This is a genomic window from Sphingomonas sp. (assembly GCF_017745215.1).
Lineage (GTDB): Bacteria > Pseudomonadota > Alphaproteobacteria > Sphingomonadales > Sphingomonadaceae > Sphingomonas.
This window is the reverse complement of the sequence record NZ_JAGHZV010000009.1, coordinates 87,787-106,067: the sequence shown is the minus strand read 5'-3', so window position 1 is coordinate 106,067 and position 18,281 is coordinate 87,787. Positions and strand designations below refer to the sequence as shown.

Here is an 18,281-nt window from a genome sequence, read left to right as displayed (position 1 = left end):
AGGATCCGCACGGCCGGCCGAGTCAGCGCCGAGCGCCGGGTGAACCGCAGCGGCATGATCCGCTGCCTCTGAACGAACCGGATCGACACCCCCTCGAGCGCCCGGAAACAGCCTTTATCGTCCCCCGAACCACGTCGACGCGCACCCCTCTCTGCGAACCGCATAGGGATACGCCTGCGCCGCCTCGCGCTGGCAAAATGTCCATATGCGACCCAATAATTAGCGATCGTCGCCGGTGTCTCGCCGGCGACGGTGGAGCCTCGGTTATTTTGCGATTCACCCCTCGCAAAACCTGTTTGGCATCCGCTTGGGGCCGGCGTCAACTCTCTCCAATATGGATCAAGCCAATCCGGAACAAACTCTTGGATTGAGAGGGGGAATCATTCGAAATCGGGTACCCGCCCTCTCCCCCGCTGGAGGGTATGGGGCGGCGTTCAAGCTTCGTCGGCGACCGTCAACGCCACCGCCACGAACCCCGCAGCCTCCACCCGCCACCCCGTAATTCGCCCGCCACCCAGGATCAGCCACAGCTTCCCGTCTGGCGCGGCCATCGCGCGGTCGGTGTCCGACGGCTCGGCATCGCCGCTCGGATGCGAGTGCCAATAGCCGATCAGCCGGCGCCCGCCCGCCCGTTCTGCGCGCAGGGCGGCGAACAAGGCGGCGGGGTCGATCTCGAAGTGCCGCAGCGGGTCCGGAGCGACATTCCGCGCAACTTCAGCCACTTCGATCATATCGCCCGTGCCGAGCAGCAGCCCACACGCCTCGCGCGGCGCGGCCAGGCGCGCTTCCGCCTCGATCGTTTCGAGCGCGATCCTTGAAACTGCGTACCCCATACCTATCTATCGGTACAGAATGAGCCGGGGGGTTTCCATCATCGAAGCAAGGATCGCGGAGGGCGCCGATGGCTGGCGGCTCGACAAGGCCCTTGCGGACGCCGTTCCGGCCTTGTCGCGCGAGCGGCTGAAGGCGCTGATGACCGCCGGCCAGGTCTCCGGACCCGAAGGCCCGGCGCGCGATCCGGCGCGCAAGGTCCAGGCCGGCGCACTGTTCACCGTCACCGTGCCCGAAGCGGCGCCGGCGGAGAACGAGGCGCAGGACATCGCGCTCGACGTGGTGTTCGAGGACGAGCATCTGATCGTGGTCGACAAGCCCGCCGGGCTGGTCGTCCACCCCGCCGCGGGCAACCTCGACGGAACGCTGGTCAACGCGCTGCTCCACCATTGCGCAGGGCAGCTGTCCGGGATCGGCGGCGTGGCGCGGCCGGGGATCGTCCACCGGATCGACAAGGATACCTCGGGGCTGATCGTCGCCGCCAAGAGCGACAAGGCGCACGAGGGGCTGGCGAAGCAGTTCAAGGATCACTCGATCGACCGCCGCTATCTGGCGATCGTCGCGGGGTCGCCGCGGGAAGCCGCGGGCACGATCGATGCCCCGCTCGCGCGCTCCTCGTCGAACCGCAAGAAGATCGCGATCGTGGGCGAAGGCAAGGGCAAGCGCGCGGTCACTCACTGGACGCGCAAGACCCGGATCGGCGAGCTTCGCGAGGCGGCGCTGGCGGAATGCAGGCTCGAGACCGGGCGCACGCACCAGGTGCGCGTCCACATGGCCTCGATCGGGCATCCATTGCTCGGCGACCCGGTCTATGGGCGAGCGCGCAGTGTGCATCGACAGATTTTGGAAACCTTGAATTTCAAACGCCAAGCCTTGCACGCAGCGCGGCTGGGGTTCATTCACCCCGTGAATAGTAACGCTTTGGCGTTCGATAGCGAAATGCCTGCCGACATGCAGGAACTGTTCAATAGACTCATCGTATGAATTGGGTGCACGTGCCGGCTCGCCTATGCAGGGGGCCTGGGACTGCCCGTGTGAAAGGGAGAAATGATCATGGCTAGCCGCAGCAACGTCCCCGCGACGATCCCCGCCCTCGGCGGTGAGGCGAGCCTGAATCGCTATCTGTCCGAGATCAAGAAGTTCCCGATCCTCAGCCCCGAGCAGGAATATATGCTCGCCAAGCGCTTTCAGGAGCATGGCGACACCGAGGCGGCCGCGCAGCTGGTCACGTCGCACCTCCGCCTCGTCGCCAAGATCGCGATGGGCTATCGCGGCTATGGCCTGCCCGTCTCGGAGCTGATCTCGGAAGGCAATATCGGCCTCATGCAGGGCGTGAAGAAGTTCGAGGCCGATCGCGGCTTCCGGCTCGCGACCTATGCGATGTGGTGGATCCGCGCCTCGATCCAGGAATTCATCCTGCGCAGCTGGTCGCTCGTGAAGATGGGCACCACCGCGGCGCAGAAGAAGCTGTTCTTCAACCTGCGCCGGATGAAGGCCAAGCTCGACGCGTTCGAGGACGGCGACCTGTCGCCCGAGCACGTCCAGAAGATCGCGACCGACCTGGGCGTGACCGAGGACGAAGTGGTGAGCATGAACCGGCGCATGGCGCTGGGCGGCGACACTTCGCTCAACGTGCCGCTCCGCGAGGACGGCGAGGGCCAGTGGCAGGATTGGCTGCAGGACGACGGTCCGCTGCAGGACGAGGCAGTGGCCGAGGCACAGGAAGCCGACGTCCGCCACGACATGCTCGTCTCGGCGATGGACGATCTCAACGAGCGCGAGAAGCACATCCTCACCGAGCGCCGCCTGACGGATGACCCGAAGACGCTCGAGGAGTTGAGCCAGGTCTATGGCGTGTCGCGCGAGCGCGTCCGCCAGATCGAGGTGCGCGCGTTCGAGAAGCTGCAGAAGGCAATGATGCGGCTGGCAGGCGAGAAGCGGCTGCTGGTCCAGCATTGAACCTTCTCGCTCTTACTTAGCCCTCTCCCGCTTTCGCGGGAGAGGGTTGGGTGAGGGGCTTCTTCTTGTTCTTCTTGGGGGCCGAGAGGCTCCCTTTTTGATTCACGCGGAGGCGCGGAGACGCGGAGGTTATCAATCTCCGCGCCTTCGCGCCTCCGCGTGATTTGAAAAAAGAAGAACTCTCACCCAACCCTCCCCCGCGGAAGCGGGAGAGGCCAATAGGTGGGTTGGGTTGGACACTCGGCAGCGCGCTCGCTAGGCTCTCCGGCGAGGGAGACACACCGATGTGGGCGTGGATCAAGCTTCCCAAGGCCGTGGCGCTGATCGCCTTCTGCCTGCCGTGGATGACGGTCTCCTGCGGTTCGACGCCGCTGGTCGAGGCGAGCGGCTGGGGCCTCGCCTTCGGGCGCTTCAAGGCCGTCGTGCCGCGGCTCGGGCCCAGCGCCTCGCGCGCCGGCGAGGGCGCCGAGATCAATATCTGGCTGATCGCCGCACTCGCCGCGATGGTCGTCGGGCTGGTGATCGCGTGCCTGCCGCGGGCACGGATCGCGGTCGCCGGCGTGCTGATCACGTCGCTCTCGGCGCTCGCGCTGATCTGGACCGGGACCTGGCGCTACGGCCGCGACGCGCTGATCGCCCAGGCGCGGCACAGCGGCCAGAGCGACACGATCGACGCCAGCGTGATCCGCATCGACTGGCATTTCGGCTTCTGGCTGACGCTGGCGATGCTCGCGCTCGCCGCGGTGATGGCGATCCTTGTGCTCCAGGGGCGCGACGCCGCGGTGCGCAAGTCGCTCGCCGATGCGATCGCGCCCCCCGAACCGTTGGCGGACCCACCGCCGGCCCCGGAATGATACGCTGCACTGCACGCTGAGGATTGCCCGGCGGCGCGGCTTGCGGCAACCGTCTCGCCATGAGCGACGGACCCGAAGACGATGACAAGGCGCCCGGCGAGCCTGGACACCCTCAGCCGCCTCCGCCGCCAGCGGTCGAAGCGCCGCAGGTGCCGCCACCCGCCGAAACGCCTGAACTGCCGCAGGAACTGCTCGAGCCCGACTTCATGTGGCCCGCGCCCGACCCCGAGGCGGCGCCCCCGCCCCCGGCTCCCCCGATCCAGCGCACGGCGCCCGAGGGCTGGCCGACCGGCCCCGCAGCCGAGACCGGCCCCCGCTTCGCCCCGCCGCCGCGGCCCGCACCGCCACCGCCGCCCGTCGCCGCGCCCCCGCCGCTTCCGAGGAAGCGCCGCGGCTGGCCGCTGCGCATCGCGATCTGGGCCGGCAAGGCGGTGCTGGTCTTCGTGATCGGCTCGGTGCTCTGGGTGACGCTCTACCGCTTCGTCGCCCCGCCGGTGACCTTCACGATGATCGGCGACGCGATCGGCGGCCACAGCATCACCAAGCAATGGATGGGGATCGACCGGATCAATCCCTCGATGGTCCGCGCCGTGATCGCCGCCGAAGACGCGCGCTTCTGCTCGCATTCGGGCTTCGACTACAAGGCGATCGAGCAGGCTTATGAGCGGAATTCGACCGGCAGGAAGAAGATCCGCGGGGGCTCGACGATCAGCCAGCAGACCGCGAAGAACGTCTTCCTTTGGCAGGGCGGCGGCTATTTCCGAAAAGGTCTCGAGGCCTGGTTCACCGTGCTGATCGAGACGATCTGGGGCAAGCGGCGGATCATGGAGATGTACCTCAACGTCGCAGAGACGGGGATCGGCACCTATGGCGTCAACGCGGGCTCGCAGCGCTATTTCGGGCATGACGCGTCGAGGCTGAGCAACCGGGAGGCGGCGCAGATCGCCGCGGTGCTGCCGTTGCCCAAGAAGCGCGCCGGGATCGATCCCAAGGGCTTCACCGCGCGCTACGGCAACAACATCGCCGCGCGGATCGGCACGGTGCGGGGCGACGGGCTGGATGGCTGCGTGCGATGATCCACCGCCACCGAAAGATCGTCCTCCCGGCGAAAGCCGGGACCCAAGGCAGCAAGCCGTCCCGCTCCTGACTCTGAATCCCGACTTCGCCGGGGTGACGGTTACTGAGTCAATCGGCCAAACCGCCTCAGACGAACACTGCCGCGACCACCGCCGCGACGGCGCTCGGGTCGCAATCGTCGAGCATCACTTCATGCTCGGGGTTGGTCGAATAGCCGATCATCCGCCCGTCGCGGCCCGAGGCGATGGCGAGCAGGCGGAAGCCGCCCGGCTCGCGCAACACCGCGAGGCCGCCGGGTGCCGGGAAGCGCGCGGGGTCGCAGATCACCGTCGATTGCGCGGGCAAGCCGCCGCCCAGGGTAGCGCGCGAGACGCGGAGGCCGAAGGCGGCGGGGCCGGCGTGCGCGGGCGCCTCGACCAGTTCGGTCGCGGGCGTCTCGGCGATGAGTCCGCCGGGGAGCGGTGCGCCGATCACCGGTACCATGCGGACCGGGCCCACCGGCGGTGGCGGCGCGTCGGGCGCGGCGAGCGGCACCGCACCCTCGAGCGCGGCGGCGAGCTCGGCGATCCGCGCGCGGGTCCGCTCGTGGCGGTGCTCGGGGTTGGCGATCTGCGGCAGATAGGCGTCGAGCGCGCCCGCGGCGAGCGCGGCCTCGACCTGGCGGCGCAGTGCCGCTTCGTCGGGCACGCCGAACAGCGCGAAGAGCGCGCGCTGGGTGGGGGTGCTCCAGCGGCCGAACGGCTTGAGCGCATTCTCGACGCGCGAGAGATTGACCGGCGCCAGGCCATAGTCGCGCTCGATCGCCGAGATGGTGAGCGCGGCATTCTCGGTCCGCCGCGCGCGCAGCGCCGCGCCGAGCAGCACCGCGAACCGCTCCTCCTCGGGATTGACCGCGCTGCCGTCGAGGAACGGTTCGGCCCAATGCGCCAGGTCGAAGCCCGGCGCATCGATGTCGACAAGCAGCGAGGCCGGCGGCAGGCCGAGCGCCGCGGCGATGCGCCTTATTTCCTCGGGCCGCGCCACAACTTCGCCGCGCTCGATCTTCGACAGACGGATGTAAGGAATATCGGGGACCGCCGAGGCGAAGGGCAAGAGCTTCGAAAAGCCCTGGCGGCGGCGTAACTCACGAAGACGATTGGGGAAAACGATGCTGCGAAACGGATCGGCAGTAATCGGGCGCGCAAGCATGCTCGCGCTGCTTCCGGCCTTGCCTGCCTTACGTACGCCCATGCGCCAATCCTGAACAGTAATTGGTTAACAATTCTTATAGGATAATCGTGGGTGCGGCGTAAATCATTTATTAAGTCCGCTAACACGCGCTTGAGTAACCGGTCGCCCTGCACTTCCATCCGATCAATCGCTGGTCTGCACCGGCATTTTGTTTTGAAGATGGCGCAAACTGGTCCGCCCGCGGACCTGATGGTTCAGGCCGCGGGCGGTGGGGATTGGGGAGCAGGAGGGGGAAGAACCGCTCCCCGAGCCAGTATTGACTTGAGTTAATGGAGCGAAGTCGAGCTCCCGGCCTGCAAGACTGCGCAGGTGCCGACCGGATTGAGCGGGAGGATCGCGTAGAGCCGCCCGGAGCCGCCCGCGTGGCGGAGCAGCCAGTTGGCGGCGCTCGGTGCGGGATGATCGGGGGCGAAGACCACGCCGGTGCCGTCGGTCACCACGCCCAGCCGGGAAGGCGGTGCCGGCCAGCGCCAGCCGAGATAGGCGAGCAGCTCCGACCCGGCGCGCTGGAGCGCGCCCTCGTCGGTCTCGGCGTCGCAGAAGCCTTCGGGGAAGGCCGAGATGCGCGCGGCTTCGCGGAAGTCGCGGCGCCACCAGATCAGCTCGATCTGGTCGCCCGGGCCGGCTTCGATCCCGAGGATCAGCCCGGCGCGGGCAGGTAGCAGCGGGCGCGAGCGCTCGGCGACGGCTTTGGCGAGCGCGGTCAGCCGGCGGTTGGGGCGGGGCGCGGGAAGCGAGCCGCCCGGGGGTGTCGCATGTTCGCTGCGCATGGGCCTGGTCCCTCGCGAAATGGGCTCAGTGGATGCGGCTGTCGCGCGCCGGGGCGGCGACGGGGAGCATCAGCGCTTCGAGGCCGAATTCGGGCATCTTGACCTGGGCCGGCGCCTCGATCGGCTTTCGCTCCGGGGCGACGCGCGTAACGGTCGACAGGCGATTATGCGGCAGGCTGGGATCGGGGAGCAGCGCGGTGGTCGCGGTAGCGGCCGGCAGCTCGGCGATCATCGGCTTGCGCGGCGCGGCTTCGCGCAGGGTCTCGGCCATCACCGCAAAGCGCGGATCGGCGGCGGTGATCTCGGCGATCGTCTTGGCGGCGCGCTTGGTGATCTGGCGGACACGCTCCTTGGTGACCGAGGTCTCGAGCGACAGGTCGTCGAGCGTGGCGGTCTGGAACACGCGGCGGGCGACGATCTCGCGGTCGCGCGACAGCTTGGCCTCGAGCTTCTCGAGTTCGGCGGGGTCGATGCCGTGGGTGGCGATGTTGAGGCGCGCGGCCTCGCGGCGCAGCTTGGCCTCTTCGCGCTTCGGGCGGGGGCGGCGCTTGATCTGCTCGATGCCGACCTTGCGGAGGTGGTCGACATAGGCGTCGATCAGCTGCTCGATCGCGCCCTCGGCGAGATAATCCGAAGCCGCGGCCTCGGTGCGCTCGACGGCGTCCTCGTCGGCGATCAGCAGCTCGGGCGAGATGTCCTCGCCGTCGATGTTGACCGAGAGGCCCGAGAGCGAAACGGTGGTCGCCTCGACCTTCTTCGCCGAGGGGCGCTGATCGGTCATCAGGCGGAAGCGGAGGCTCTGCAGCTCTCCGCGGATCTGCCAGTTCACGAAGGTGGTGAACTGCGCCTTGGCGGGCTCATAGGCCTGGATGGCGCGGTGGACGGCGATGCCGCAGCACTGCTCGGCGTCTTCCCAATGACCCGTGAGGCCGTACTGGCGGATGAAGTGGCGGATGCGCGGGGCGATCAGCTTGAGGATCTGCGCGAAGGCGCGGTCGACGTAGACGCGCTCCCGATTGGTCTGCGCGCGGTCCTTGGGGCTGTTCTCGATCACCGTGGCGACGGCGGTTTCGAGAGCGGCGGTGATCTTCGACATGCAATTCCCCCTGCATTCGGAAGCGCGGGACAACCGCGCCTCGGACGCCCTCGAAGTAGGGCGGGGGGCTCTAACGAAAGCTAATCCTGGATATAGGTATAATTACCTATCCTATAACATTTCGGGCCTGGCGGAGGGGGAATCGCCTGAGGGAAATGCCTTGTGAGCATAATAGGATAGGTGAGCGCTCAGGGCAAACCCGGACGCGTAGTTTAACCACGAATGTTGGAGGGAATTATGATTCTCTCTCGGAATCAGCCGTTAAATTGTCCCGGCTGGATGCGCCGGTTGATGTAGCCGATTAACCATTCGCGGTGCGCCCGGGTCGCATTTCCGGCCTGGGCGATTCGTTCATTCGCTGCCGACGAGCCGATCTGCGCGACCAGCAGCGTGCGCGCGCGGCCCGCGTCGATGCCGCCGCCCAGGAAACGCTGGGTGTCGCCCAGGCCGAGGTGGTGGCTGAGATAGGCGGCCTTGGCGAGCGTCTCGGGGTTCGAACGGACGCTGAAGCCAGCGCGCTCGAGCCGGTCGAGGTTGCCCTTGGCATAGTCCGCCACGGTCTCGATCGAAGCGCGCGCGTCATAGCGCAGCGCGAGCAGGTCGGTGCGCGCCGCCGAGGTGACGCGGCCGCTGGCGTCGAGCCAGCCCTTGGCCTTGGCGACGTCGTTGAGCCAGGTGCCGTCGCGCTGGGCCATGTCGACCCAGGTGCCGCTGAGGAACTGGCCGAGCCCGGCGGCGCTCGAGCGTGGGTTGCGCGAGGTCATGTTCCAGCTGCCGTCGCCATGCTTCCCGGCCTCGGCGTCGACGATCGCGGCGATGACGTTCGAGGGAATGCCCGAGCGCTCGCCTGCCTGGGCGAGCACGCCCGAGAAGCGCGAGTTGACTCCGAGCGCGAGCCCGGCGGCATCGCCAGCGGTCGTGTCGGTGCCGTCGGCGGTCGCCGTGCTGAGCCCCGCGATGCTGCGCGCCGCGTTGAGGACCGGGTCATCGCCTGAAGACGTGCCGGCGACGGCGCCGACCGGATCGAAGGCATCGACGTCGCCCGCGACGTGTGCGCCGCGATGGCACGGGCAGTCGGCCCCGCAGCCGCACGGGCAGGCGGCCGCGCCGACGCCGCCCTGGCCCGAGATCAGGCTGAGCAGCGATTCGGTCGACAGGCCCCCCTGGCCGAGCGGCGAACGCTCCTTGTCGCCGCCGTCGACATCGCCGAGCGCGGCGCGCCACAGGCGCGTGTTGAGCTCGCTGCGCGCTTGCGCATAGATGAGCTCGGCGCGCTTCTGCGGCGTGAGGTGGGCGAGGCCGGTCGCGAGGGTCTGGCGGTCGATCACGCAGTCCGCTCCGGTTCACGCCGGCGCTTGGCGATGATGCGCGCGCCCGAGATGTCGTCGATCTGCGCCTGTTCGGCGACCGAGGCGGCGCGTTCGGCCTCTTCCTGCCAGGTTTCGGCGGCGGTCTCGATCGCGCGGACCTTGCCATAGGCCTCGGTCGCGTTCTCGCGCAGCGCCGCGAGCCGGTCGCGGCTCATCCGCGCAGCCGCCTCGAGCTCGCCGCGGCGCGAGCGCATCCGCGTCGCCCAGCCGTCGCCGGGAAGCCCGGTGGCCGACGCGACGGCGCGCTCGCGCTTCATCGAATCGAGCAGCGTGGCATGCGTGTCCTCGAACTGGCGGAGCAGCTCGACTTCGACGCTGATCGACAGCTTGATCGCATCGAGCTCACGGCGTTCGATGCGCAGCGCGGTGTCGTAAGGCGTCGTCGTCATTCAACTGTCTCCACGATTTCGGCGAGCGCGGCGAAGGCTGCGTCAGCACTCCCGCGGTCGTCCTTCCCTTGGTTCAGCAGAAGCTCGATCTGCGGCGCGAGTGCCACCGCGCGATCGACTTCCGGGTTCGACCCGGCCTTGTAGGCGCCGAGACGGACCATCTCCTCCATGTCCGCATAGGTCGCGAGCAGCTTGCGCGCGGCGAGGCGGATCCGGTTCTGTTCGTCGTCCATGCAATGCGGCAGCGTCCGCGAGACCGACTTCAGGATGTCGATCGCGGGATAGCGGCCGCGCTCGGCGATAGCGCGGCGCATCACGACGTGGCCGTCGAGGATGCCGCGCACCGCGTCGGCGACGGGCTCATTGTGGTCGTCGCCGTCGACAAGCACGGTGAAGAGGCCGGTGATCATGCCCTGGCCGGGCAGGCCGGGTCCGGCGCGCTCGAGCAGCCGGGGCAGCTCGGCGAAGACGGTGGGGGTATAGCCCTTGGTCGCCGGCGGTTCGCCCGCGGCGAGGCCGATCTCGCGCTGCGCCATCGCGAAGCGCGTGACCGAGTCCATCAGGCAGAGGACGTTGAGCCCCTGGTCGCGGAAATGCTCGGCGATCGCCATGGTGGTCCAGGCGGCCTGGCGGCGCATCAGCGCAGGCTCGTCCGATGTGGCGACGACCACGACCGAGCGCGCCATGCCCTCGGGCCCCAGGTCGTCCTCGATGAATTCCTGGACCTCGCGGCCGCGCTCGCCGATCAGGCCGATCACTGCGACGTCGCAGTCGGTCCAGCGCGCGAGCATCGAGAGCAGGACGGACTTGCCGACGCCCGAGCCGGCGAACAGGCCGAGCCGCTGGCCGCGGCACAGCGGCACGAACAGGTCGAGCGTGCGCACGCTGGTCTCGACGCGCTCGGCGACGCGCGCGCGGTTGGCGGCGGCGGGCGGGGGCGCCTTGATCAGGCAGTGGCTCGCGCCGTTGGGAAGCGGGCCGAGCCCGTCGATCGGATTGCCCAGGCCGTCGACCATCCGGCCGAGCCACGCCTGGCTGGGGCGCACGACGAGCGCGCCGGCGCCCAGCTCGGCGGTCGCGCCGAGGCCGATGCCATAGGGGTCGGTGAGCGGCAGGCAGAGCGCGACTTCGCGGTCGAGCGCCGCGACTTCGCAGAGCACGCGATTGTCGCCGGTGACGATGTCGACGCGGCTGCCGATCTGCGCGGCGCCCATCAGCCCCTCGACTTCGATCACGCCGCCGCGGACGGCGACGACACGACCGAAGCGGCGGTCGGCGGGCATCGTGCGGATCGCACGCGCGGCGCTCTCGAGCGTCTGCACGGGAGCTGCTCCCTCAGGCCGCCTGGACTTCGCCGGCGGCTTCTTCCTGCGCGATGATCGCGCGCGCGTCCGCGAGGGCGCGGTAATAGTCGCCGTGCGCGATGTTCGTCGCGAACTGGATGCAGCTCGCCTTCGCCTCGGGGTCGGCAAGACCCCCAACGAGCGCTCCGAGCAGCGCGACGACGCGCTCCTGGTGCGCATCGCGGCCGGCCGGATCGATATAGGCGAGCATGGTCGAGAAATAGAGCTGGCGCGCAGGCGAGGTGGCCTCTTCGGGGCGCATGATCTCGCGCCCGCGCAGGATCGAGACCTTGTTCTCGACGAGGATCTGCGTGCGGCCGACGGCGCGGAGCACGGCACCGTTGACGATCGCCTTCTCGCCGTCGCGAAGGGTAATGCGGAGCATGGAACGAACCTTTCGTTGCACTTTCACGCATTATAGAAGGCCGCACGGGCAGAATGTGCCGACTGGGCAAAAATTGCCGGGTTCGTCGCTGCTCACACCACGGCTGGGGTTTGGGAAGGCACGGGAATCACGCCAAACTAATTCCGGCCCCGTAGTTTTCCTGATCCAAGTTGGGCCGGGTTGGCGCGCCTCCTACAATGCAAGGGATAGCTTCGCGGATCGCCGCGGGGCCCCTTTGGAGTAGCAGCCTTGAGCCTTTATTCCGCTCTCTATGCCGGCGTGTCCGGTCTGAACGCGCATGCGAGCGCAATGGCGACGGTCGCCGACAACATCACCAACATCAACACGGTCGGCTACAAGGGCACCGAGGCCCAGTTCGCCACCCTCGTGACCGACGGCAACGCCGGCGGCTCCTATTCGGCCGGCGGCGTGCGCGCCGTCTCGGTGTCGCAGATCGCGCGCCAGGGCCTGCTCCAGGCTTCGTCCTCGAACACCGACCTCGCGATCGACGGCGGCGGCTTCTTCGTGACTCGCACCCTCCCGGGCGGCAACGGTGACGTCGCCTACACCCGCGCGGGCAATTTCAAGCCCGACCAGGAAGGCTATCTGCGCAACGCCGCGGGCCTCTACCTCTACGGCTGGCGCCTCGACAATTCGGGCAACTACACCAACACCGGCAACCTCAACCAGCTCGAGCCCGTGCGCCTGAGCGACCTGACCGGCACGGCCTCGCCCACGACGCGCATCCAGGTGCGCGCCAACCTCAAGTCGTCGGAAACGACCTACAGCGGCACGCCCGCCTACACGGCCGGCGACATGGCCTCGGGCGCGGTGGATCCGAACTTCAGCCGCTCGTTCGACGTCTATGACGCGCAGGGCAGCTCGCACCGGATCACCATGTCGTACCTCAAGACGGGTGCGAACAGCTGGTCGACCGAAATCTACGCGACTCCCGCCAGCGACGTGACCGCCACCGGCGGCCTGCTCGCCAGCGGCACGCTCAAGTTCAACCCCGACGGCAGCCTCGACAAGGCCGGCTCGACCGCGGCGCTGTTCAACCCGCTGACCCCGGCGTGGACGAACAACGCGGCGTCGGTTCCGATCAACCTCGCCATGGGCTCGGACGACGGCATCGACGGCGTCACCCAGTTCGGCAGCGAGAGCGCGCTGATCTCGTCGAACGTCGACGGCGGCATGCTCGGCAACCTCTCGTCGGTCGAGATCACCAAGACCGGCCGCGTCAACGCGATCTTCGACGACGGTTCGACTCGCGCGGTCTACCAGCTGCCGATCGCGACTTGCCAGAACCCCGACGGCCTTACCCGCCTCTCCGGCAACAGCTACTCGTCCAGCCAGTCCTCGGGCAGCATGACGCTGAACCCGCCGGGCGCGCTGGGTGCGGGCAGCATCGCCGCCAATTCGCTCGAGGCGTCGACGGTCGACCTCGCCGGCGAGTTCACCAACATGATCCGCTTCCAGCGCGCCTACAGCGCCTCGTCGAAGATCATCACCACGGTGGACGACATGCTGCGCGAAGTCAGCGATCTGAAGCGCTGATCTCGACGATGACGGCGTAAGAACGGAAGCAAGGGGTACGGGACCGGGTTATGGCGCTCAACGACATCCTCTCGTCGGCGGTCAGCGGACTGGCCGCCGCGCAGGCAGGGCTCCGCTCGGTCTCGAACAACATCGCGAACGTCAACACGGCGGGTTACGCCCGCGAGCGCGTCAGTCTCTCGACCTCGGTGACCGGGGGGCAGGTGAACGGCGTGGTCGTGGGCGAGCCGACCCGCGTGGCCGACCGGTTCCTCGAAGCGACGGTCTACCGCCGCGCCGGGGATTCGGGGCGCGCCGACGTCCAGTCCTCCTATCTCGACCGCCTCCAGGCGCTGCTCGGCGAGCCCGGCTCCAAGACCGGACTGCCGGCGCGGCTCGACGCGATCACGGCTTCGGCCACTGCGATGACCGGCGCGGGCGGCAACGCCCAGACCGTCGCGCAGTTCACCGCCGACGTGCAGGACGGCATCAACTCGCTCCAGCAGCTCAAGGGCGACGTCAGCTCGCTGCGCAGCGACGTCGAATCCGAAGTCGGCTTCACCGTCGACAAGGTCAACAGCCTGCTCCAGCGGATCAACGACCTCAACAACACGATCGTCAAGTCGGGTGGCGGCAATGCCAGCGCCAATGGCGCGATCGGCCAGCGAATGAGCGCGATCCAGGAACTCAGCGGGCTGATGGCAGTCACCGTGCGCGACCAGTCGGACGGCCGCGTGACGATCGACAGCGCGAACGGGCAGGTGCTGCTCGACAAACGGCTGCGCCAGCTCTCCTACACGCCGCCGGGCCAGGGCGTCGACCAGGCGACCTATCCCGACATCGATATCCGCTTCGCCAACGCCGACGGTTCGCCGGGCGCTGCGACGGGCGACAAGATCGATTCCGCCGCGGTGGGCGGCAAGCTGGGCGGGCTGCTCGACTTGCGCGACCGCGCGCTGCCGCAGTTCAGCGAGCAGCTGGGCGTCGCCTTCACCGCGCTCGCCGAGTCGCTCAACGCGGCGTCGAACGCCAACACCACCGCGCCGCCCCCCAACACGCTCACCGGCCGCTCGACCGGTCTGACCGGCAGCGACCGGCTGGGCTTCACCGGCAAGGCGACCTTCGCGGTCACCCAGGCCGACGGCACGCTCGTTGCCAAGACCAGCGTCGACTTCGATGCGCTCGGCCCGACCGCGACGGTGGACGACATGGTCAATGCGATCAACGCCGGCCTGGGCGGTACGGCGACCGCGAGCTTCACCAACGGGACGCTGAGCATCTCGGCCGCCAGCAGCGGCAACGGCGTCGTCGTCGCACAGGATGCCAATGCGCCCAGCGCGCGCGCCGGCGCGGGCGTCTCGCAATATTTCGGGCTCAACGACGTGGTGCGCAGCGACACCAGCACGCTGGTGCCCTCGGGCTTCAACACCAGCGATCCGCACGGCTTCACCACCGGCGAGACCACCCAATTCGTGCTGCGCGATTCGACCGGGCGCAAGCTCGGCAGCTACACGCTGCAGCCGACGACCGGCGGCACCTTCGGCGACATCGTCAACAGCCTGAACGGCAGCCCGCTCGGCAGCTTCGGCAGCTTCTCGCTCGATACCAGCGGGCGGATGCGTTTCACGCCGGCGGCGAGCGTCAGCGGTGCCGTGCTCTCGACACCGGTCGATTCGACCGAGCGCAGCAGCACCGGCCGGTCGCTTTCCGACCTGATGGGGCTCACCGGCGCGTCGAGCGGGCTCGACAGCGCGCAGGTGCGCCAGGACATCAACGGCGACTCCTCGAAGCTGCCGCTGGCACAGTTCCAGGACAGTGCCGCGATCGGCACCAAGGCGGTCGGCGCGAACGACACGCGCGGCGCTACCGGCTTCGTCGACAAGCTCGCCGCCACGGTCGATCTCGGCAAGGACGGCGTCACCACGGTCGAGCGCTTCACTGCCGGCCTGCTCGGCAAGACCGGACTCGAGGCGAGCCAGGCGAAGGACAGCAAGAGCGACAGCTCGGCGCGGCTCGACGACGCCGTGAACCGGCGCGACAGCTTCTCGGGCGTCAACATCGACGAGGAGCTCGCCCAGATGGTCGTGCTCCAGAACAGCTATTCCGCGGCGGCGCGGGTGATCTCGACCGCCACGCAAATGTACGATTCGCTGCTGGCGATGGTGAATTGAGGGAGCAAGACATGTTCGATCGCGTCGCAACCATTCCGCTCCAGCGTACGATGGCCCAGGCCATTTCGCGCGCGCAGACCAACCTCGCCAACACCCAGGCGCAGCTCGATACCGGCAAGAAGGCGTCGGACTTCGCCGATCTCGGCACCGAGGCGGTGCGCAACCTTTCGGCGCACACGATGCTCGCGCGCCAGGAAGCCAATTCGGCGGTGAGCAAGCGCGTGGGCACCACGCTCGACCTCTACCAGGGCAATATCGAGGGCCTCCAGGACTCGATCACCGACCTGAAGCAGCGGATCATGACCGTGATCGGCACCGGCGACAGCTCCGGCCTGCAGGAGACGATCGAGGGCGCGTTCCAGCAGCTGCGCACCACGCTCAACGCGTCGGAAGGCGGCGTGCCTCTGTTCAGCGGCTCGCAGAGCAACCCGCCGTTCGCGCCGACCAAGCTCGCCGACGCCGCGACCATGCCTGCGTCGTCAGCCTTCAGCGACGACAACATCCGCTCGACTGCGCGTGTCGCCGAGCACACCGACATGACGTATGGAATCGGGGCGAGCGATCTCGGCAAGAACCTCTATTCGGCGTTCCAGACGCTCGCGCAGGGCGGGGCGATCGGGGCGCAGCCGACGGCGGCGCAGCTCGACGCGCTCAAGCAGGCCGTCGCGCAGCTCGACCCGGGCATCGCGGACATCGCCACCGCCAACGCCAGCAACGGCCACAACCAGTCGCAGATCGAGACGCTCACCGAGCGCGGCGACAAGCGCACCACGCTGCTCAACCAGGTGATCCAGGACAATGAGGATGCCGACCTGGGCCAGGTCGCGATCGACCTCGCGCAGCAGAAGACCGTGCTCGAGGCGAGCTATTCGGTGTTCTCGCAGCTGAGCAGCCTGAGCCTGGTGAACTTCCTGCGCTGAGGCGCGGGAAGCCGACGCTCGATCCTACAAGTCGTCATCCCGGCGAAAGCCGGGACCCAGGGCCACAAGCGACGTCTTGCTTGGCCCTGGGTCCCGGCTTTCGCCGGGATGACGTTTCTGGTTCGCTGAAAGTGTGAGTCAGCGGGGACCCTCAGGTCCCCGCGTCGAGCAGGTCGCCGATCGAGGCCGGCGGGTTGGCCGCCGGCAGCGCCGCGAGCGCGGCACCGAGCTTGCCCGGGTCGACCGCGCCCATGCCGGCGGTGAGCATCTTGAACGCTTCCTCGCCCTGCTGGCCAGCGAACGCCCCGCCGTAGCGCGCGCCGAGCACGCGCAGCTTGTCCTCGCGGCCGAGCATCGCCAGCGCGATCGCGTGGCGGATCACCATCGCGCGCTGCGCGTCGTTCACCGCCTTGCCGGGCAACGCGCCCTCGCTGTCGGCGACGAAGCCGTTCCAGTCCTTGGCGCGCCACGAGATCTCCGCCCGCACCGCGGCGGCATCGGGCACCCCGTCGAGCGCGGCGCGCGCCGCATCGGTGCGGCCGAGCTGCGCGAGCGCGACGGCTTCCATCCGCTTGCGGTCCCAGCGCATCTGATCGGTGTAGCTCGGCTGCTCGGTGGTGCGCAGCGCGTCGATCGCGCGCTCGGGCCGTCCGGCCATGATCTCCAACGCAGCGACCTTCACCGAGAGCGGGCCCTGCGCCACGTCCTTCGCGCGCTGCTCGAGCTGATAGCCGAGCAGCTCGGCGGCGCGGGCGTAGAGCCCGGCCTGCTGGAGCTGATCGGCGAGGCGGAGCACCAGCGCGTCGCCCTCGGCGCCGCTCGGGCCCAGGTCGCGATATTCCCAATAGAGGCCGGCCGCGTCGGTGAGCGGCACCTTGCTGCCGGGCGCGAGCGCGCCGACCAGCGCCTGCTGAAGCTGCGCCATCATCGGCCCGGTGTCGGGGCCCGCGGGAAAATAGCGGAACAGGATCGAACCCGCGCGGAGCTCGCCCGGCAAGTCGTTCGCCGCGGTGGCGAGGCGGAGCTCGTCGCGCAGCGCCTGCGCCTCGACATCGCCGCCGCGCCAGCTGAAGCGGATCGCCTCGAGCTGGTTGATCGCGTCCTCGGGCTTGATCAGGTTCGCGGCGAGCGCAGTCTCGACCAGGCCGAGCCGGCCGCCGGCCTGGACCTCGGGATCCTTGTCCTTCGCCGCGCGCTCGAAGCGCAGCCGCGCCGCGGCCTTGTCGCCATTGGCGAGCAGCGCCTTGCCGCGCAGCACGTTCGCGTCGCCGTCGCGGTCGGGCACCAGCGCGAGCCAGGCGATCGCCTGCTTGTTCTGGCCGGCGCCGAGCGCGGCCTTGATCGCGGCCATCAGGAAAGGCTTGCGGGCCGCGCCCTGGCGCGCGTTGATCGCGGGCAGGGCGCATTTGACCGTGTTCATCGCGTCCTGCGCGGCGCCGGCGGCCATGAAGGCGCGGATCAGCCAGGCGCAGGCCTCGGGATTGTCGGCAAGGCCGTCGGCGGCGAGGACCGGCGCGGCGTCGCGGCCGCGGCCGAGCATCGTCAGCGTCGCGGCGCGCGCGAGCTGGAAGCTCGGCACCAGCGCGAGGTCGGCCTCGTCGGCGAGCATCACGTCGAGCACGCCCAAGGCTTCGGACGCGAAGCCGCCGCCGATCAGGCCGAGGGCATAGCGCCAGCGGGTCGCCTGGCGCTGGTCGGGCGCGACGGTGGCGAGCGCGTGCCACGCCTGGGTACCGGTGGTGCCCTGCCAGCCGCCGGGCCCGGCGATCGGCGCCATCTGCGCGAGCGTCGCGGCGAAGGGCGGGAGGGTCGGGAGGTGCGGCTGGTCGTCCGCCGCAGCCTCGGAATTGGCGCCGGGCGAGGGCGTCGGACCCGGGGTGGGCGAGACGACGGGCGCCGGCGTGGACGCCGGCTGCGGAGCGGGCGCGGCGGCATGCGCTGCGGTGGCGGCGGCGCTGGCGAGCAGGAGCATGCGCATCAGGCGACGCCGAGCATGCGAAGGAGGTAGAGCGCGCCGAACCCGCCCGCCGCGCAGGCGAGCAGGAACAGGCCGACCGCGAGCAGCGGCACGCCCGAGGCGGCGGCAGCGGCGGCCTGGCCCTTGGCACCGGCCTTGCCCGCGACCGCGCCGCCCTTGCCGGCGGCGGCCCCCCTGGCGACGGCCCCCGCGGCACCGGCCTTTCCGGGCGCGCCGGCTTGCCCCGCGCCTGCCTGGCCGGGTGCGTTGGGATCGTCGCTGCGGCGCTGCTGCTGTTGCTGCTGCGCCTGATTGCCGACCACGCGCATCCGCGCGGGGCGTTGATCGTGGCTCAAATGATCCTCCTGGCCCTCACTCCTTCTATTATAGAAG

At 69.2% G+C, this 18,281-nt stretch carries 17 protein-coding genes; 7 read left to right on the top strand and 10 right to left on the bottom strand.

Annotated features, from left to right (window positions below; all coding sequences use genetic code 11):
- Positions 1-434: 434 nt before the first annotated feature.
- On the bottom strand, positions 435-833 hold the full coding sequence (locus tag J7495_RS11530) for a M67 family metallopeptidase (protein WP_294056647.1): 399 nt from the start codon (positions 831-833) through the stop codon (positions 435-437).
- 19 nt (positions 834-852) lie between these two features.
- Here J7495_RS11530 and J7495_RS11525 point away from each other — a divergent pair, with 19 nt between their 5' ends.
- The 4 genes from J7495_RS11525 (at position 853) to mtgA (ending at position 4,720) form a co-directional block, all read left to right on the top strand.
- Positions 853-1,815 (top strand): RluA family pseudouridine synthase, encoded by a 963-nt coding sequence (locus tag J7495_RS11525; protein ID WP_294056646.1) that lies wholly within the window; start codon positions 853-855, stop codon positions 1,813-1,815.
- A gap of 69 nt (positions 1,816-1,884) precedes the next feature.
- On the top strand, positions 1,885-2,790 hold the full coding sequence (rpoH, locus tag J7495_RS11520; RefSeq protein ID WP_294056645.1) for an RNA polymerase sigma factor RpoH: 906 nt from the start codon (positions 1,885-1,887) through the stop codon (positions 2,788-2,790).
- 284 nt (positions 2,791-3,074) lie between these two features.
- A complete protein-coding gene (locus J7495_RS11515) occupies positions 3,075-3,644 on the top strand; it encodes a hypothetical protein (protein WP_294056644.1) in 570 nt (189 codons plus the stop codon).
- A gap of 401 nt (positions 3,645-4,045) precedes the next feature.
- Entirely contained in the window at positions 4,046-4,720 is a 675-nt protein-coding gene (gene mtgA / locus J7495_RS11510; RefSeq protein WP_294056675.1) for a monofunctional biosynthetic peptidoglycan transglycosylase, read from the top strand.
- A gap of 127 nt (positions 4,721-4,847) precedes the next feature.
- On the opposite strand, the gene J7495_RS11505 is transcribed toward mtgA, so the two are convergent.
- The 7 genes from J7495_RS11505 to J7495_RS11475 form a co-directional block, all read right to left on the bottom strand.
- On the bottom strand, positions 4,848-5,951 hold the full coding sequence (locus tag J7495_RS11505; protein WP_294056643.1) for a helix-turn-helix transcriptional regulator: 1,104 nt from the start codon (positions 5,949-5,951) through the stop codon (positions 4,848-4,850).
- A 266-nt stretch (positions 5,952-6,217) separates the two neighbouring features.
- Complete coding sequence (locus tag J7495_RS11500) at positions 6,218-6,721, bottom strand: hypothetical protein (RefSeq protein ID WP_294056642.1); 504 nt, start codon at positions 6,719-6,721, stop codon at positions 6,218-6,220.
- 25 nt (positions 6,722-6,746) lie between these two features.
- A complete protein-coding gene (locus J7495_RS11495) occupies positions 6,747-7,817 on the bottom strand; it encodes a sigma factor-like helix-turn-helix DNA-binding protein (RefSeq protein ID WP_294056641.1) in 1,071 nt (356 codons plus the stop codon).
- Positions 7,818-8,071: 254 nt separating this feature from the next.
- Positions 8,072-9,145, bottom strand: a complete 1,074-nt coding sequence (locus J7495_RS11490) for a peptidoglycan-binding protein (RefSeq protein ID WP_294056640.1) — start codon at positions 9,143-9,145, stop codon at positions 8,072-8,074.
- Positions 9,142-9,576: a hypothetical protein gene (locus tag J7495_RS11485; RefSeq protein WP_294056639.1), complete on the bottom strand. Its 435-nt coding sequence runs from the start codon at positions 9,574-9,576 to the stop codon at positions 9,142-9,144. The genes J7495_RS11490 and J7495_RS11485 overlap by 4 nt, the downstream gene beginning before the upstream one ends.
- Positions 9,573-10,898 (bottom strand): flagellar protein export ATPase FliI, encoded by a 1,326-nt coding sequence (gene fliI / locus J7495_RS11480; RefSeq protein ID WP_294056638.1) that lies wholly within the window; start codon positions 10,896-10,898, stop codon positions 9,573-9,575. Before fliI ends, J7495_RS11485 begins: the two co-directional genes overlap by 4 nt.
- A gap of 13 nt (positions 10,899-10,911) precedes the next feature.
- On the bottom strand, positions 10,912-11,304 hold the full coding sequence (locus J7495_RS11475; RefSeq protein ID WP_294056637.1) for a flagellar biosynthesis repressor FlbT: 393 nt from the start codon (positions 11,302-11,304) through the stop codon (positions 10,912-10,914).
- 249 nt (positions 11,305-11,553) lie between these two features.
- On the opposite strand from J7495_RS11475, the gene J7495_RS11470 reads away from it, so the two are divergent.
- Genes J7495_RS11470 through J7495_RS11460 form a run of 3 tightly spaced genes read left to right on the top strand, consistent with a single transcriptional unit; the run spans position 11,554 to position 15,931 of the window.
- Positions 11,554-12,861 carry a flagellar hook protein FlgE gene (locus tag J7495_RS11470; RefSeq protein WP_294056636.1) on the top strand — a complete coding sequence of 436 codons (1,308 nt, stop codon included), beginning with the start codon at positions 11,554-11,556 and terminating at the stop codon, positions 12,859-12,861.
- 50 nt (positions 12,862-12,911) lie between these two features.
- Positions 12,912-15,011 carry a flagellar basal body rod C-terminal domain-containing protein gene (locus tag J7495_RS11465; RefSeq protein ID WP_294056635.1) on the top strand — a complete coding sequence of 700 codons (2,100 nt, stop codon included), beginning with the start codon at positions 12,912-12,914 and terminating at the stop codon, positions 15,009-15,011.
- An 11-nt stretch (positions 15,012-15,022) separates the two neighbouring features.
- Positions 15,023-15,931, top strand: a complete 909-nt coding sequence (locus J7495_RS11460; protein WP_294056634.1) for a flagellin — start codon at positions 15,023-15,025, stop codon at positions 15,929-15,931.
- Positions 15,932-16,082: 151 nt separating this feature from the next.
- Here the strand turns inward: J7495_RS11460 and J7495_RS11455 are convergent, their stop codons facing one another.
- Together J7495_RS11455 and J7495_RS11450 are read right to left on the bottom strand one after the other, a co-directional pair.
- On the bottom strand, positions 16,083-17,909 hold the full coding sequence (locus J7495_RS11455; RefSeq protein WP_294056633.1) for a hypothetical protein: 1,827 nt from the start codon (positions 17,907-17,909) through the stop codon (positions 16,083-16,085).
- Complete coding sequence (locus J7495_RS11450; protein ID WP_294056632.1) at positions 17,909-18,244, bottom strand: hypothetical protein; 336 nt, start codon at positions 18,242-18,244, stop codon at positions 17,909-17,911. The genes J7495_RS11455 and J7495_RS11450 overlap by 1 nt, the downstream gene beginning before the upstream one ends.
- Positions 18,245-18,281: the final 37 nt, after the last annotated feature.

Bases quoted from the DNA above. Each gene is read 5' to 3' on its own strand.
- rpoH (WP_294056645.1), top strand. From the start codon at position 1,885: ATGGCTAGCCGCAGCAACGTCCCCGCGACGATCCCCGCCCTCGGCGGT.
- J7495_RS11530 (WP_294056647.1), bottom strand. From the start codon at position 833: ATGGGGTACGCAGTTTCAAGGATCGCGCTCGAAACGATCGAGGCGGAA.
- J7495_RS11460 (WP_294056634.1), top strand. From the start codon at position 15,023: ATGTTCGATCGCGTCGCAACCATTCCGCTCCAGCGTACGATGGCCCAG.
- J7495_RS11495 (WP_294056641.1), bottom strand. From the start codon at position 7,817: ATGTCGAAGATCACCGCCGCTCTCGAAACCGCCGTCGCCACGGTGATC.
- J7495_RS11515 (WP_294056644.1), top strand. From the start codon at position 3,075: ATGTGGGCGTGGATCAAGCTTCCCAAGGCCGTGGCGCTGATCGCCTTC.
- J7495_RS11525 (WP_294056646.1), top strand. From the start codon at position 853: ATGAGCCGGGGGGTTTCCATCATCGAAGCAAGGATCGCGGAGGGCGCC.
- J7495_RS11475 (WP_294056637.1), bottom strand. From the start codon at position 11,304: ATGCTCCGCATTACCCTTCGCGACGGCGAGAAGGCGATCGTCAACGGT.
- J7495_RS11505 (WP_294056643.1), bottom strand. From the start codon at position 5,951: ATGGGCGTACGTAAGGCAGGCAAGGCCGGAAGCAGCGCGAGCATGCTT.
- J7495_RS11455 (WP_294056633.1), bottom strand. From the start codon at position 17,909: ATGCGCATGCTCCTGCTCGCCAGCGCCGCCGCCACCGCAGCGCATGCC.
- J7495_RS11485 (WP_294056639.1), bottom strand. From the start codon at position 9,576: ATGACGACGACGCCTTACGACACCGCGCTGCGCATCGAACGCCGTGAG.
- J7495_RS11465 (WP_294056635.1), top strand. From the start codon at position 12,912: ATGGCGCTCAACGACATCCTCTCGTCGGCGGTCAGCGGACTGGCCGCC.
- J7495_RS11500 (WP_294056642.1), bottom strand. From the start codon at position 6,721: ATGCGCAGCGAACATGCGACACCCCCGGGCGGCTCGCTTCCCGCGCCC.